This window comes from Sodalis sp. RH24, assembly GCF_047324145.1.
Lineage (GTDB): Bacteria > Pseudomonadota > Gammaproteobacteria > Enterobacterales > Enterobacteriaceae > Acerihabitans.
Genome location: NZ_CP178729.1, coordinates 785,122 through 801,174 on the forward strand (window position 1 = coordinate 785,122; position 16,053 = coordinate 801,174).

At 53.9% G+C, this 16,053-nt stretch carries 12 protein-coding genes and 1 pseudogene; 6 read left to right on the forward strand and 7 right to left on the reverse strand.

All coding sequences use genetic code 11. From position 1 onward, the window contains the following. The first annotated feature begins 105 nt into the window (after positions 1–105). Positions 106–1,857, forward strand: coding sequence for a S8 family serine peptidase (locus ACL2XG_RS03530; RefSeq protein WP_413722881.1), 1,752 nt, complete (start codon positions 106–108; stop codon positions 1,855–1,857). A gap of 302 nt (positions 1,858–2,159) precedes the next feature. Beyond that, positions 2,160–3,842 carry a S8 family serine peptidase gene (locus ACL2XG_RS03535; RefSeq protein ID WP_410015059.1) on the forward strand — a complete coding sequence of 561 codons (1,683 nt, stop codon included), beginning with the start codon at positions 2,160–2,162 and terminating at the stop codon, positions 3,840–3,842. A 564-nt stretch (positions 3,843–4,406) separates the two neighbouring features. Here ACL2XG_RS03535 and ACL2XG_RS03540 read toward each other — a convergent pair. The 3 genes and pseudogenes from ACL2XG_RS03540 to manA all read right to left on the reverse strand — a co-directional run. Continuing rightward, a pseudogene (locus tag ACL2XG_RS03540) lies at positions 4,407–4,946 on the reverse strand (adenosine deaminase family protein); the annotation flags it as partial. Between the two features lie 93 nt (positions 4,947–5,039). Further along, positions 5,040–6,557 carry a YdgA family protein gene (locus ACL2XG_RS03545; protein WP_413722880.1) on the reverse strand — a complete coding sequence of 506 codons (1,518 nt, stop codon included), beginning with the start codon at positions 6,555–6,557 and terminating at the stop codon, positions 5,040–5,042. Between the two features lie 135 nt (positions 6,558–6,692). Then, the gene (gene manA / locus ACL2XG_RS03550; protein WP_410015061.1) at positions 6,693–7,868 is read right to left on the reverse strand and encodes a mannose-6-phosphate isomerase; all 1,176 of its coding nucleotides are present in this window, start codon (positions 7,866–7,868) and stop codon (positions 6,693–6,695) included. Positions 7,869–8,049: 181 nt separating this feature from the next. On the opposite strand from manA, the gene fumC reads away from it, so the two are divergent. Continuing rightward, positions 8,050–9,447 (forward strand): class II fumarate hydratase, encoded by a 1,398-nt coding sequence (gene fumC, locus ACL2XG_RS03555; protein ID WP_413722879.1) that lies wholly within the window; start codon positions 8,050–8,052, stop codon positions 9,445–9,447. A gap of 165 nt (positions 9,448–9,612) precedes the next feature. Here the strand turns inward: fumC and tus are convergent, their stop codons facing one another. Together tus and ACL2XG_RS03565 are read right to left on the reverse strand one after the other, a co-directional pair. Beyond that, positions 9,613–10,542 carry a DNA replication terminus site-binding protein gene (tus, locus tag ACL2XG_RS03560; RefSeq protein ID WP_413722878.1) on the reverse strand — a complete coding sequence of 310 codons (930 nt, stop codon included), beginning with the start codon at positions 10,540–10,542 and terminating at the stop codon, positions 9,613–9,615. A gap of 139 nt (positions 10,543–10,681) precedes the next feature. After that, a complete protein-coding gene (locus ACL2XG_RS03565) occupies positions 10,682–11,959 on the reverse strand; it encodes an MFS transporter (RefSeq protein ID WP_410015064.1) in 1,278 nt (425 codons plus the stop codon). Positions 11,960–12,086: 127 nt separating this feature from the next. Between ACL2XG_RS03565 and ACL2XG_RS03570 the strand changes: the two genes are divergently transcribed. From ACL2XG_RS03570 to bioD, 3 genes are all read left to right on the forward strand, one after another. Further along, positions 12,087–12,980 carry a LysR family transcriptional regulator gene (locus ACL2XG_RS03570; RefSeq protein WP_413722877.1) on the forward strand — a complete coding sequence of 298 codons (894 nt, stop codon included), beginning with the start codon at positions 12,087–12,089 and terminating at the stop codon, positions 12,978–12,980. Between the two features lie 125 nt (positions 12,981–13,105). Further along, positions 13,106–14,323 (forward strand): ROK family protein, encoded by a 1,218-nt coding sequence (locus ACL2XG_RS03575; RefSeq protein WP_410015066.1) that lies wholly within the window; start codon positions 13,106–13,108, stop codon positions 14,321–14,323. Between the two features lie 115 nt (positions 14,324–14,438). Beyond that, positions 14,439–15,134 (forward strand): dethiobiotin synthase, encoded by a 696-nt coding sequence (bioD, locus tag ACL2XG_RS03580; protein ID WP_410015067.1) that lies wholly within the window; start codon positions 14,439–14,441, stop codon positions 15,132–15,134. A 38-nt stretch (positions 15,135–15,172) separates the two neighbouring features. On the opposite strand, the gene ACL2XG_RS03585 is transcribed toward bioD, so the two are convergent. Beyond that, positions 15,173–15,508: a DUF1161 domain-containing protein gene (locus tag ACL2XG_RS03585; protein ID WP_413722876.1), complete on the reverse strand. Its 336-nt coding sequence runs from the start codon at positions 15,506–15,508 to the stop codon at positions 15,173–15,175. 76 nt (positions 15,509–15,584) lie between these two features. Continuing rightward, positions 15,585–15,932 carry a DUF1283 family protein gene (locus tag ACL2XG_RS03590; protein WP_413722875.1) on the reverse strand — a complete coding sequence of 116 codons (348 nt, stop codon included), beginning with the start codon at positions 15,930–15,932 and terminating at the stop codon, positions 15,585–15,587. Positions 15,933–16,053 lie beyond the last annotated feature (121 nt).

Here is a 16,053-nt window from a genome sequence, read left to right on the forward strand (position 1 = left end):
AAAAGATTAGTAAAACATATCATTATTTGGTGAGAATTTCAGATATTACTGATTAATCTTTCCAAATAATACATAACAACTTATAAGTGATTAAGGGGCACCGTCATGAATATAATGCTCAATTATTCAACTGAAGATCTTCCTGAAAGAACTATTTCTATTCGATGTAAAGGTGCTGAATCGGGGGCTAAGGTGGTATTTAGCCTGTATGAGCAGGACAATATTATTTGTAAAAAAGAGGCCAACGGAGATGAACAGGCGCGTTTTACCGTGCCGTTTCCCTCATGGTATAAAATTTCCGCTGAAATTAGCCAGGGAGACGATGCGTGCTGCTTATTGTGGACTAACCCTATCGATATTCCCGATTTCCGCGAGCGGCAATGTGAAAAAACACTGGATATTAAAAGTCTGAAAGGTAATCTTGATATTTTTCCAGGAGAGGATAATTACATTGAGGTTAAATTTTATGATGGCGGAATAATACAGATATTTGAGGAAAGATCGTATAAGATACCGCTTTTTTATAGATATAGACGGCATCTGGATTTCATACCCTGTTTTGATAAAAATCAAATCGATAAAAAATGTTGTTTGTTACCTATTTATAATGAGCTGCGTAATTTTTACCGACTAAAGATTAATCTCGATAATTACCAACTACTGGCATTAGCCCAGGAGTTGGAGAGCCTGGATTATGTTGAATATTGCTGTTTGTTAAGTAAAAACAAATACCCGCCACCGCCTGATAATATTGAACACCAATGCTATGAACCGCAAGCGCCCTTTATTGGACAGACGCCTGATTTTACGCCATTGCAAAGGTATTTGGATCCTGGGTTGGGTATGAATGTCAGAAATGCCTGGAGCCGGGGGGCATTCGGCGTTGGCGCGACAGTACGATATATGGGGTTTGGTGTTTATCAAGAGCACGAAGATTTAATAGGTAATATCACTGTAAATTCCAATCGTCCAGGTGCCCGGAATCATGGGTCTGCGGGAGTAGGCGCCGTTAGGGGTATCAACAATGGTTTTGGCATAACAGGTATAGCCTATGGCTGCAAATTGATTTTTCATGATACCGGTATAGAAAATCTGGACCGCATTTTAGTGGAATTATCGGCGGGTGATTTGATCATTATAAATAATCAATTTAACATCAATGGTTTCTTGTTGCCCATGGTACATCTGGCATCTTGGTGGGATCGGATAGATTTATGTACCCGGGCCGGGGCGGTGGTGGTATTTGCCGCGGGTAACGGCGGGCTCAATCTCCGTCAATTTCCTCAATTTAATAATTTTGGCGACAGTGGCGGTATTATGATTTGCAGTGCTGACTCACACTCTGGTCTGATTAGACATAGCAGTAATTTCAATCTTTATTCAATGCTAAATTCCTGGGGTGATAGTGTTGTTACGATCGGATGGGGTGACTTACAAAATTTCGATCCGCCGAACCGCACTTATACCGCTACCTTTAGCGCCACTTCCAGCGCCACGCCTTTAGTGTGCGGAGCTTTAACGGTAGTTCAAGGTTATGCCATACGCCGGCTTTATCGTCCATTAAACGCCGCTGAAATGTTCAGAATCGTCACCCTTACCGGCGGACGGGAGGGGGAAGGACAAGGTATTGGTGTCCGGCCTAACGTCACCGCCGCCCTGGAGTTGGTAGATGAAATGGCCGGTGGCGGAACGCCGCCCCCAGAGCCTGAATATCCCCCGTGGCGGGTAGGTGTACAATATGAAGTGGGCGACAGGGTCAGTCATTTGGGATTAAACTATGTCTGCAGGTCACGCCATGTTTCCAATATCGGGTGGCAACCGCAGCTGGCGGTAACGTTATGGACGAGAATCCCATAATAAAACACAATCACGAACGTCTAAAAAATATTAGTGAATGTAGGAAATTGATCTTGGACTTAAATAGATCAGAATCATGACAAATGAAATGTGTTTATATCCAAATGTCGGTGCTGGCCGGGAGGAAATGCCGTGTTTACGCCCAAAACCGATTAAGATCCAATAAATTTATGTAGGTGACAATCATGGGTTTGACTATCGAATACTACAGGGCTTATTCCCCTGAAGGCCCTCTCTATATTCGCTGTGAAGGTGCGGCGCCCGAATGTAAAGTGAAATTTACCCTATATGGGCTGGATGGCATGATAGATAACAAGGAGGCCGAAGGCGATGAACTGGTCGGCTTCAGCATCCCTTTTCCGTCGGAATACAGGATTTCCGCTGAAGTCTTATCGGGGTACGATAAGTGCGGTGTATTATGGACAGACCCTATTATTGTCCCGGAGTGCCACTGGCAACCTCAGCCGCAAAAACGGGAAATCAACAACCCGAAAGGCAAGCTGAAAATTATCGAGGGTGTGGATAACTATATAGAAATTAAGTTTTATGATAAAGGAAAAAAACAGCTTTTCGAGGAAAAAAAACATAATGCCGTATTATTTTATAAATATCGGAAATGTATTCATTTCCTGCCCTGTTTTGACCGGGAGATGATAAATAAAAAAAGAAAATTATCGCCAATCTATAATGAATTGCGAAATTTCTACCGGATTGATAGCGAACTCTGCAATGACGAACTACTGGCGTTGGCGCAGGAGCTTGAATGCCTGGACTATGTGGAATATTGCGCGCTTGCAAGTAAAAATAAATTTGCGCCGCGGCCCGACGACGACGGTCCGCGCCCTTATGACGAAGCGCGCCATGCCTCGCCCCATCTGCCGGCACCTTGGTACGGCGACAAGGACCCGTCATTTGATACTCCCTTGAATGGTCCGACGCCCGATTTCACGCCGCTGCAAGGCTACCTGAATCCTGGGAACGGCATGAATGTCAGGAATGCCTGGGCCAGGGGAGCCACCGGCAATGGCGCCACCGTCAGGTATATGGGTTCTGGCGTCAATCCCCAGCATGAAGATTTAATCGGTAATATCACCGTAAATTCCAATCGTCCGGAGGGTAATAGGGAGCATGGTACCGCGGGGGCCGGATGTATCGTCGCCGCCAATAACGGTTTTGGCGTGACGGGCATTGCCTTCGGTTGCCGATTCTTTTTCCATTATAACGATATTCACAGCCTGGACCGGATCATGGGGGATTTATCACCGGGTGATGTGATCGGCATCAATCTTTCGGTGGGTGATTCAATTCCATTCCCTATGGTATTAGTCATCGAATGGTGGGACCGGATAAACTGGTGCGTGCGCGCCGGCGCGACGGTGGCTTTTGCCGCCGGTAACGGAGGGGTAAGCGTCAGGAACCATCCTTTGTTTAATGATTTTGGCGATAGCGGCGGGTTTATGATTGGCGCCAGCTACCCAGAGACCGGCCGGAGGACTTCTTTTTCGAATTATAATCTTTACTCCACCCTTAACTCCTGGGGGTGGAATGTCACTACACTAGGATGGGGGGATCTGCAGAATTTTGACCCGCCTAACCGGCTTTACACCTCTGCATTTAACGGCACTTCCAGCGCGACGCCCCTGGTGACGGGCGCTTTGGCGTTGGTGCTGGGCTATGCGCGCGCCAGGCACCACCTTACGTTTAATGCGCGGCAAATATTCGAGATTATTACCCAGACCGGCGGTCGGGAGGCGAATGGACAAGATATCGGCGTACGGCCGAACGTCGCCGCCGCGCTGGCGCGGGTGGATGAAATCGCCGGCCCGCCGCCGCCGCAATATCCCTTGTGGCGGGTAGGGGTACAATATGAAGTGGGCGACAGGGTCAGCCATTTGGGATTAAACTATGTCTGCAGGTCACGCCATGTTTCCAATATCGGCTGGCAACCGCAGCTGGCGGTAACGTTATGGACGAGAATCCCATAATAAAGCATAATCACGAGCGTCTAAAAAACATTAGTGAAACATATCATTGTTTAGTGAGAATTTCAGATGTTATTGATTAATACCGCTAAATAACACATAACAACTTATAAGTAATTAAGTGTCACCGTCATGGATATAATGCTCGATTATTCAATTATAGATATCAATCATTCAGATATTACCATAAGCACCTGCAGGCAGGTTGCTTATGGTCGGGTGGTCAAGCTATGGTTTACCCGTTGCGGTTTAAAATCGCTTGTTTTTCGGCTGTGTTTAAAAAAGCAATAACCAAACCGTTGCGCCGGGCGGTCTGGATCTGCTGTGGGTTAAGGCCGGCCCGCGGCGCGGCCACTCGATACTCATAATCGATATATATCATTGTTTAGTGAGAATTTCAGATGTTATTGATTAATACCGCTAAATAACACATAACAACTTATAAGTAATTAAGTGTCACCGTCATGGATATAATGCTCGATTATTCAATTATAGATATCAATCATTCAGATATTACCATAAGCACCTGCAGGCAAGTTGCTTATGGTCGGGTGGTCAAGCTATGGTTTACCCGTTACGGTTTAAAATCGCTTGTTTTTCGGCTGTGTTTAAAAAAGCAATAACCAAACCGTTGCGCCGGGCGGTCTGGATCTGCTGTGGGTTAAGGCCGGCCCGCGGCGCGGCCACTCGATACTCATAATCGATATCAATACCCTGTACCGCCGGATCGTCCGAATTGATGGTGGCGAGAATGCCATGTTCAAGAAACTGCTTTAACGGGTGCTCTTCAAGCGAGCGCACGGTACTGGTCTGCACATTGGACGTCAGGCAGCTTTCTATACCGATGCGATGTTGCGCCAGAAAATCCATCAGCGCCGGATCTTCAATGGCCTTTACACGGTGGCCGATACGCTCCGCCCCCAGTTCATGAATGGCCTGCCAGATGCTCTCGGGACCCGCGGCCTCTCCGGCGTGCACGGTAATGTGCAACCCGGCGTCGCGGGCGCGGGTGAAATGGCTCAGGAACAGGCTGCCGGGAAACCCCAGTTCATCGCCGGCCAGATCCAGCGCGGTGATACCGTCGCGGCAGGCCAGGAAGGCCTCCAAATAGGATCGCGCCCGCGGCGCGGCGGATAGGGAGGGTAACGTCTGGATTAAACAGACCGCCCCGGCGCCGGGGCGGTCATCAGGCTGAAAGGTTTAAGGTTGCGGTATCGCCTGCGGCTGGACCGGTGGTGTCTCGCCTTCCGGCAAACCGAACAGGCCGAACAGGCCCATAAAGCTTTGCAGCGACATCTTCTGTCCGTTCAGGTTGACCTGGTTATCGGCATATTGAAAGCTGCTGGTCAGGGTATTATCGCTGACGGTGGTCAGTTTAAACATCTGGCCCATGGCCGCCAGTCCTTGTACCTGCTGTTTAGCCAGTTTTTGGGCATCCTCGTCGTTATAGCCCTGGAGTCTGGCGAACTGGGTGGTGGTTTCGGTGGCCATGTCCAGCGGCACGGTCAGCTTGGCATCCAGCTTGTTGACAAACCGCGCCCACAGCTGATCCGGCGTCGCCGGCGTGGCGGGAGCCTGGGACGGGTCGTTAAGATTGAGCGTCAGGTTAAACGCGCTTTCTCCTTTGCTGTTTTTCCAGCTGAACGGCGCAATGGTCAGGTACGGGCTGCCTTTCAGCGCCAGCGGCAGGTTCTGGAACAGCGCCTGGCTTATTAACTGCTGCTGAGTCGCCGGATCGGCCTGGCCGGTTTGTTGCATGATCTGCTGCGCCTGGGCATGATATTTTTCGCTGAAATCGGCGATCGCTTTCGGATCAAGATTCGACAGCTTGATCACCAGCTTGCCGGCGCCGAAATTCTGCCCCTGCACATGCAGCGCATCCAGATTATAGGCCACCTGCGCATTGAGCTTATCCGCCTCCTCGTTAACGCTGGTCACCTGCGACAGGTTATCGACGCTGAGCATATCCTTGCCATCGACATTGTACACCAGCGTCTTGGCCTTCATGGTATTGTCGCCGACGCTGTAATCCAGCTTGCCTTTATGGGTGCTGCTGTCGAGGCTGAACTCCTGCACGGTAACCTGCTCATGCTGTTGCCACTGGTTCAGGCCGCCGATCAACAGGCTGGCGATACTGCCGTCGACCGACATCTTGTCCATGTCATGGTCTATCGCGGCGTTAAACGTCCCGCCGCTGGTGCGGAATACGGTGGCGGGGCTGTTAAAATCCAGGGCCATCACATCGATAACCGATACCGTATCGCCGTTATACGCCACCCGGGTCAGGGCGGTGACCGGTGACTGTCCCTTGCTGGCGTCAAGCAGCGGTTTAACCAGCGGCGTCGCGGCCAACTGGCTGCGTACCGAGGCCATACTGGGGATCAGCACGCCTTTTTTTAACTCGGCGAACGGGAACGGGCCATGGTCGATGGCTTCGTTGACCACCAGGCGATCGCCGGGTTTCAGGGGTTTGTTTTCGCCGGTGGTGCCGTCGGATACCAGCACCAGGTTAACGTGGCTGGAGAACAGACGGCGCTGGTAGTCTTCGATAACCAGGTTGACGCCGGCTTCGGGGAACGCCGCCTTGATACGGGCATTGGCGTCGGCGACCACCGTAGGCAGGCGCTGCTCGAACTGTTTGCCGGTATACCATGCGCTTGCGGTCCAGGCCGCGCCGAGGACAATAATCACGCCAACCGCTATAAGTGTTTTTTTCATGCTTGGTTCATCCTTATTATAATTTCCTGTTCCAGATTGACTGACCGCCCCGGGGCGCAGGCAAAATACTCTGTTGCCGCCACGTGTATATGGTTCTAATAATAGCAACTGCCGGCCAATGCGTGGGCTGTGTTGTCACAGTTCGTTGTAAACCCGGGCAAGACGGCCATTGCCGCTGGCATTGACCGGTGAATCGCCGGCTGCCAGAAACGCGGATTCACCCGGTTTCAGCGTCAGTTGCCGGCCGTCTTTTTCCAGCACCGCCTGCCCGTCGACGCAGAAGACGATGGCGGCGCTGTCCTGGGCCAGTGCCTGGGCCTTGGAAGACAGGTTGTGCAGCGCAAAGGCGAAATCTTCCACCGGGATTGGGAAACGCAGGGCGCCGTTTTCCGCCACCGGCCGGGCCAGCAGTTGGTTCTCGGGCTTGGCGATAAACTGTACGTTGGCCAGCAGTTCAGGCACGTCGATATACTTAGGGGTAAGGCCGGCGCGCAGAACATTGTCGGAATTGGCCATCACCTCCAGCGCTTCGCCGCGCAGATAGGCGTGGGGCGTTTCGGCATAAAGAAACATAGCCTGGCCCGGTTGCAGGGTGATGACATTTAACAGCAGCGGCGAAAATAAGCCGCAGTCCTCAGGATACTCTGCCGCTATGTTGCCGATGGTCGCCCAGGGTTCGCCGTGCTGATGGCCAAGGGTGCTTTTCAACACATCGAGGGCCAGGGATTTTTCCTCGCCGGCCATGCTGAGCAAATCGCCGAACAGCTGCGCCAGATGTGTTTCATCGGGATGTTGCAAAAAATGCGCAATGGCGGGATGAGCGCCCGCCACCGGCTGCAGCAGGGAGACGATGGCGGTCATCTCGCGAAATCCGTTCATCGCCTGGAACGGCGTCAGTGCAAAGACCAGTTCCGGTTTATGGTTGGGATCCTTGTAATTACGATTGCCGGCGTCAAGAGGGACGCCACGATCGTTCTCCAGGGCAAAACCGCGTTCAGCCGCGGATTTGCTGGGATGAACCTGAATGGACAACGGTTCCCGCGCGCACAGGACCTTGAACAGGAACGGCAGCTCGCCAAAACGCCGGGCAACCGCCGCGCCGAGCGTCGCCTCGGGCTGTTGCGCTATGTAGTCCCGTAAGGAAATCTCGTTGCCCCGATCGTCGCTGATACGCGAACTGCTTTTGGGGTGCGCGCCCATCCACAGCTCGGCCATCGGCTGCTGGCCCGGGTTGGCGATGCCATACAGGCGGGTGAGGGCGTCTTTACTGCCCCAGGCATAATGCTGTACCGAGTTGATCATTTTTTTCATGGATTTACTGCCCTTGGTGAAGCCTAAATGTGATAACGCGAGGCGGTCGCATAATGGTAAGCTTTTCTTCGGCGCTATACTATCAATGTCAGTCTAGCAAAGACAGACTATCGATGTCCCGTCCTTGTGGCATCGCGCACGGGCAGGATATTGATCTTTAGGAAGAATACCAGGAGGAAAAATGGCAGCAACCCGCATAGAAAAAGATTCCATGGGCCCGATCGAGGTGCCGTCGGAGCGCTTATGGGGGGCGCAAACGCAGCGTTCCCTTGAACATTTCCGCATTTCCAGTGAAAAAATGCCGCCCGCGCTTATCGCTGCGCTGGCGCAAACCAAGCGCGCCGCCGCAGCGGTGAATAAAGATTTAGGTTTACTGCCCGCTGAGCGCGCCGACGCCATTATCCGCGCGGCGGATGAGGTCTTGGCCGGCAGCCACCCGCTGGAGTTTCCCCTGGCCATCTGGCAAACCGGTTCCGGCACGCAAAGCAATATGAATATGAACGAGGTGCTGGCGAACCGCGCCAGCGAGCTGCTGGGCGGAGAGCGCGGCGAAGGCCGCCTGGTGCATCCCAATGACGATGTCAATAAGAGCCAAAGCTCCAATGACGTGTTTCCCACCGCCATGCACGTGGCCGCCGTTGTGGCGCTGCGCGAACATTTAATCCCGCAGCTGAAGACGTTGCGCGCGACGCTCGCGCAAAAATCAGCCGCCTTCGCCACTATCGTGAAAATCGGCCGTACCCATTTGCAGGATGCCACCCCCCTGACGCTGGGACAGGAAATTTCCGGCTGGGTCGCCATGCTCGATCATAATCTCACCCATATCGAACACAGCGTGCCCCATCTGGCCGAACTGGCGCTGGGCGGCACCGCGGTGGGCACCGGGCTGAACACCCATCCCGAATATGCGGTGCGTGTCGCCAAGGCGCTGGCGGAGTTGACCCAGCAGCCTTTTGTGACCGCGCCGAATAAATTCGAAGCGCTGGCCACCTGCGACGCGCTGGTCCATAGCCACGGCGCGCTGAAAGGGCTGGCCGCGTCGCTGATGAAAATCGCCAACGATGTCCGCTGGCTGGCGTCCGGCCCGCGCTGCGGCATCGGCGAAATCAGCATCCCCGAAAACGAGCCGGGCAGTTCCATTATGCCGGGCAAGGTCAACCCGACCCAATGCGAAGCCATGACCATGCTGTGTTGCCAGGTATTGGGCAATGACGCGGCAATCAATATCGGCGGCGCGTCCGGCAATTTTGAGCTGAATGTTTACCGGCCGATGATTATCCATAATTTTCTGCAATCGGTACGCCTGCTGGCCGACGGCATGGACAGTTTCAACCATCATTGCGCCGTGGGCATCGAGCCCAACCGGGAGCGTATTGACCAGTTGCTAAACGAATCGCTGATGCTGGTGACCGCGCTGAATACCCATATCGGTTATGACAAAGCGGCGGAAATTGCTAAAAAAGCCCATAAAGAAGGACTGACGCTGAAAGCGTCGGCGCTTAAGCTGGGCTATTTGAGCGCCGATGAGTTTGATCAATGGGTGCGACCGGAAGATATGGTGGGGTCGCTGAAAAGCTGATGGGCCTGGGCCGCTGCGGTTTCTCCACCGCGTAACGCGGCGCGGCGATAATTACTGCGCCCGCGTCCTGTCGAGCGCCGCTTTTGGGCGGCGCTTTGCTTATCGACTCGACGCCGTCAGCGCGCCCTGTTTCCCTTCATGTCGTTGCCTATTGCCCGATGGGCATCAGGACGCCACGTACAGGTGCAATCGTTTAATGAGCAGACGCGCGGGCAGCCCCGGCGGCTTGTGCTTATGGCGTACCCCCTCGCGGTTGTAATCCAGCAAGCCACCCAGCTTCGGCACCGGCGCGCCTGACGACTGCCGGCATAACACTATCAGCGGGGAAGGGCAGGCGTACTGCACCTGCCGCTGGCTGTCCTGATACCAAACCCTGGCAATAGGCTGAACCTTGACCGGTCTTTTTATCTTGAGCGCAATGTCGGGAGGCAATTTACTGACCGCGTCGATTTCCTGCCGGATGCGTTCGGCCCATTGCGTTTTATCATAAGGCGGTACCGCCCGCCCGGCTTCCAGGCTTTTTTGCAGCATGGCCAGCACCTCCTGGCGCGTCAGGTTCTTGATAATCTGTTTATTGGCCCAGCCGAAGCGAACGCTTGCCGGGTCGGTCACTGTTTGCAGCGCGCGGTAGGCGCTGAGGGTTTTTAAACCACGCAGGTGGGTATGGACAAATTCAAAGCGCAGTTCGGGCGGCAGTTGCGACTCTACCGTGATCAGATGCGCCAGTTCGGCTTTTAGCTGGTTTATCGCGGCGGTGAGCGCCTGCGCCGCATGATACTGCGCGTCGTCGACGGAAAAGCAGAGCGCGCCCGGCAGGCGAATGGCCGACTTGGCGCTGGTGTCCTGTTTTTGATGATAGATAAACATGCGCTGGAAGTGCGCCAGCCCCAGGGTGCCAGCCTGGGCGCCCACGTGCTGGGTAACCTTTATCTGCGCCGTATCCTCATGCTCTTTGCCTTTTGGAACCTCTGGCAACTCAAAGACCCGCCCGGCAAGCAAGCGAAATCCGCCCATCATCCCCTGCCACTCGGTTAAGTGGGCCTGTAGCTGGTTAAAATGTTGATTAAGTCGGTCGATCAAGTCTAGCGCGGGCATATTAAGGTGACCATTTAGTTACAACATACATTAAAGTATACCTCCTAGTCGTCACTTCACCAATGCCGTTGTTTTCGCTTAACAGCAGAAACGTCGCGCCCTGGGTATTATTATCGCAGGCGTTGTTTTGGCTCATCGGCTATGAGAGGGCGCGCAGTTCAGGCAACATGCGCAAGCGCTGGGCCACATATATTCCCAGCAGCAGCATAACGGCGATAAATACCACTACGCCGCTCCAGGCGAATCCATGCCAGAAAAAGCCGCCGACGGTGCCGGCAACGCTTGACCCGACATAATAGCAGAACAGATAAAGCGAAGACGCCTGGCCTTTGGCGCGCCGGGCGCGGCGGCCAATCCAGGCGCTGGCGGTGGAGTGCGAGGCGAAAAAACCGGCGGTAAACAGCATCATACCACCCAGGATGGCTATCAGTGACGAGAACCAGGTCAGCAAAAGCCCGGCCAGCATAATCGTCATCGAGACCATCAGCACCGGTCCGCGGCCATAGCGCCCGGCCAGGCTGCCGGCCTTGGGCGAGCTAAAGGTGCCTGTCAGGTACACGACAGACAGCAAGCCGACCGTGGCCTGGCTTAAGTACCAGGGTCCGGCGAGCAGACGATAACCAATATAGTTAAACAGGGTAATAAACGACCCCATCAGTAAAAAACCTTCGATAAACAGCAACGGCAGACCGGCATCGCGGAAATGCAGGCGGAAATTTATCGCCAGCGTCCGCGGTTTGAGCGACCCGGCGCGGAAGTGGCGCGACGCGGGCAAGATGCGCCAGAACATCAGCGCCGCGCCTAACGCCACCACGCCGATGGCGCCGACGGCGATACGCCAGTTAAAAAAATCCGTCAGCACCCCGCTTATCAGCCTGCCGCTCATACCGCCAATCGAATTGCCGCTGATATAAAGCCCCATGGAAAACGCCACCACGCTCGGGTGGATTTCCTCGCTGAGATAGGTCATCGCCACGGCGGCTACTCCGCTTAACGACAGGCCGACCAGCGCGCGGACGATCAAAATACCCTGCCAGTCGGTCATAAATGCGCTGACGAGGGTAAATGACGCCGCCAGCAGCAATGACACCACCATCACCGCCTTGCGCCCCACGGCATCGGACAGCGGACCGGTAAACAGCAGTCCTACGGCCATCAGGCCGGTGGCGGCCGAAAGGGATAGGCTGCTGGTCGCCGGCGATACGCCGAAATCATGCGATAATACCGGCAGTATCGGCTGGACGCAGTAGAGCAGGGCAAAGGTCGCCAATCCGGCGGAAAACAAGGCCAGGGTGACGCGGATAAACTGCGGGGTGCCACGTTTGATAAAAGGTTGCTTGACGGGGACGAAGTAGTCGGGTGCTTTAACTGCGGGCGTCTCACGGGCGGGCGCGCCGGTACGCGATAGGGTGTTCACAATAACTCCTCGGGAAAGCGAAAAAATCCACAGACGGGGATCTGTCTGCGGTAATAATTTGAAAATGATAGGAACAAAGCAATTTGTTGTCTAATATATTAATACTCTCATTTAATATGTTTAAAGTATGAATATCGAATTGCGTCATTTGCGTTATTTTATCGCCGTGGCGGAAACGCTCCATTTTGGCAGAGCGGCGGAGAAACTTCATATTTCTCAGCCTCCGCTTAGCCAGCAAATCCAAATCCTTGAGCAACAGATCGGCGCCAGATTGCTGGAACGCAATAACCGCAACGTCAGGCTGACGCCCGCGGGAAAACAATTTCTGGAACAGGCCTGGTCGATTATTGAACAGGTTAACCAGGCGGCGGAGCGGGCCGCCAGGATCCATCGCGGCGAATCCGGCGAAATCACTATCGGCTTCACGTCGTCAACGCCGTTTAATCAACGTATCTCGGCAAGTCTGCTGGCTTTTCGCCAACAGCATCCCGCCGTGCATATCCAGATGGTCGAAACCAATACGAAGCAACAGATCGAGCCCCTGATGAACGGTAAGTTCGATATGGGGGTCATGCGCAATACGCCATTGCCGGAGGCATTGGGTTATCAATTGCTGCTGCGGGAATCCCTGGTGGCGGTAGTGCATCAGGATCATCCATTAGCAGGCGCCGCCGGCGGCCGGATCAGCGTGCTGCAGCTGGCCAGGGAACCCTTTGTTTTCTTTGATCGCAAGGTGGGTACGGCGCTGTATGACGAAACGTTGCTGTTATTAAAAGGGTTCGGCATTACGCCTTACATTACCCAGGAAGTCGGCGAGGCAATGACGATTATCGGCCTGGTTTCCGCGGGGCTGGGCGTCTCTATCCTGCCGGCGTCCTTTGCGCGTATCAAAGTCGATAGCGTGCGCTATCTGTCACTGGAGGAACCACAGGCAAAAACCGAGGTATGGCTGGTGACCCTTCGACAAAAGGAGCTTTCTGCCGCCGCCCGGATGCTGATCAATTTAATGTTAAAGCAATAATGCTAGTATGGTTGTTGTGTGCGGTAAATCACATAACTAATCAAATATTTGACGGCTAATTTTAAAAGTCCCACCATAGCCCCAATATATTATTTTATAGCGTGAAAATATCAGGAGCAAGGTGAGTGATTGGCCATGGTCAACCAGGACATATCGATCAAATCAAGCAGACTAACGCGGGAGTCGTGTATCGCCTGATTGATTCATTCGGCCCTATTTCGCGTATCGCCTTGTCAAAACTCGCCAGACTCGCACCCGCCAGCATCACTAAAATCGTGCGCGAACTGGTCGAGGCTCATTTGGTCACCGAAACCGAGTATCAGGAAAATGGCCTGCGCGGCCGGCCGGCCATCGGACTGGTGGTTGATACCCAGGCCTGGCATTTTCTTTCGGTACGCATCGGGCACGGCACCATGACCCTGGCGCTGCGCGAGCTCAGCAGCAAGCTGATTGTCGAAGATACCGTGCCGCTGCCGGCCACGGCGCCGGAACCGCTGTTGGTTCGCCTGATCCAAACCATCGATCAGTTTTTTATCCGTCATCAGCATCAGTTGGAACGTCTTACCGCGGTGGCGGTGACGCTGCCGGGCATTATCGACGCCGCGGCGGGTATGGTGCACCGTATGCCGTGGTATGACGTCAACAACATGGCGCTGGGACCGGCGCTGAGCGAACATATCGGCGTGCCGGCCTACCTGCAGCACGATATCTGCGCCTGGACCATGGCGGAAGCGCTTTACGGCGCGGCGCGCGGATGCAATGACGTTATCCAGATCGTTATCGATCATAATGTGGGCGCCGGCGTGATCACCGGCGGCACGCTATTGCACGGCGGCAGCCGCAGCTTGGTGGAGATTGGGCATACCCAGGTGGAGCCGTATGGCAAACGTTGCTATTGCGGTAACCGCGGCTGCCTGGAAACGGTGGCGGGGATTGAAAGCATACTGGAACTGACGCGCCAACGCCTGGCGCTGAACAGCCATTCCATCATGAATGACGCCGCGATAAGCGTTGAATCGCTGTGCCAGGCGGCCATGGCGGGCGATACCCTGGCGCGGGACATCATCGTCGGCATTGGTAACAGCGTGGGACGCATACTGGCCATCATGGTCAATTTATTCAATCCGGAAAAAATCCTGGTCGGCTCGCCATTAAATGAGGCATCGGATATTTTATTCCCGGTAATTCTCTCCAATATACGTCAACAGTCGCTGCCTGATTACAGTAAGGACATCACCGTGCAGGCGACGCGATTTAAAAACCAAGGCACCATGCCGGGCGCCGCGCTGGTTAAGGATGCGCTGTACGACGGCTCATTGTTATTGAAGCTGGTCCAGGGGTAAGGCTATAAATATTGAGCTAACGCAAGCCGTGGCAAGGCTATATCGGTTACATTTTACGTTAATCAACCACCTTATCCAAACATGTCCAATGGATTAACGCCAGGCTGGAGTCGTCATGTTAAAACGTATTTTTGTAGCCGGTACGGATACCGCTGTCGGCAAGACCATTGTCTCGCGCGCCATTTTGCAATATCTGGCGGCGCGCCGGCTCAGCGTTACCGGGTACAAGCCTATCGCCCGGGGCAGCCAGGAAACGGCGGAAGGGCTGCGCAATAAAGATGCCCTGGTGTTATGCGCTTCCTCCACGCTGCAGCTTCCTTATGAGCAGATCAATCCCATCACCCTGCGCGAGGAGGAAATCAGCGCCTATTCCGGCGATGACATCGATTACGGCTTGATGTCCCGGGGACTGAAGCATCTGTCCGGCCTGGCCGACATGGTGGTGGTGGAGGGCAGCGGCGGCTGGCGTACCATCATGAGCGACTATCGGCCGTATTCCGATTGGGTGGTGCAGGAACAATTGCCGGTAGTCCTGGTTATCGGCATCAAGCTTGGCTGTATTAACCATGCGTTATTAACCGCGCAAGCCATTATTAACGATGGCTTGCCCTTATTAGGGTGGGTTGCTAATCGCATTAATCCCGGGCTGGCGCATTATGCGGAAATAATGGATATCTTGCGTAATAAAATCCCGGCACCGCAGCTGGGTGAATTGCCTTATTTACCCAGGCCGGAGCAGCGCGATCTTTCGGGATATATAGATTTGAGCAATATAACGCTACCGGAGGTTATTACCGCGCAGCAGATGTGATTCCCGGGCGGAAGGGTAAATCTCCCGCCCCGGTTGTTTTACGGGCTTGGCGCGTCGCTTGCGGCCGCGGCGCTGTCGGCGCCTTCGGCCGATCGGATATAGACAATCTTCTGCGTATCGTTTTCACAGTGGCCGACCACCTGGCCGCCCGCCTGGTCGGCGCTATCGTTCGGCACGATATCCAGGCGGAAGCCGGATTCCGGCACCCCGTTGGCGATGATTTTTTGGGTGATATCCGCTTTGACACTTTCACACGACGCCTGCGCCGCCAGCGGCAGCATCATGGCAACCGCCGCGCCCAGGATAAAAAAGCGTTTCCCTGTTTTTCCGCTCAGTTGATGGCTTAGCCCCTTCATCTTGCCTTGATTGCTCATATTACCGTCCTTATCAGAGAATGAAGTACCCGTTACAATGATAGCAGCGCTGCCGGAAACGGATAATAACCGCCTATCAGGGAGCCATTAACGTACGGCCGGTACGGCGATCAAGACAGCGGGCCGTAGTGTCCTCCCAGTAGGCGTTTACGTTCTCACTGCTATTGCATTTTTCCTTTAAATCAATGGTTTTGTCATATTTATCAAAGTCCTTTTCATCGCGCGTAATCTGCTTGTTGCGCAGATTATGGGTGGCGTTCCACTGCTCCTGGCTTTGGCGCGCCTCTTCGCGGGATTGGGCGTTATCACCGGAATCGATGATCAGACGTTGCGTGTTGGTGGCGGCGGCACCGGCGGCGGAGAAGGCCATCAAAGCGACCGCGAGCATCCCGCCGAGCAGTCGTGAATAAGAGGTGGTTTTCATAACGTCTTCCTTTTAATCTTTACGTGGATAATAACGCAGGTAAAATCAACATTGCGCGCGCAGGCATAATAACATTGCCTTATGGTTAAAAACCATTCGTCATCGTTAACGAAAATGAAGG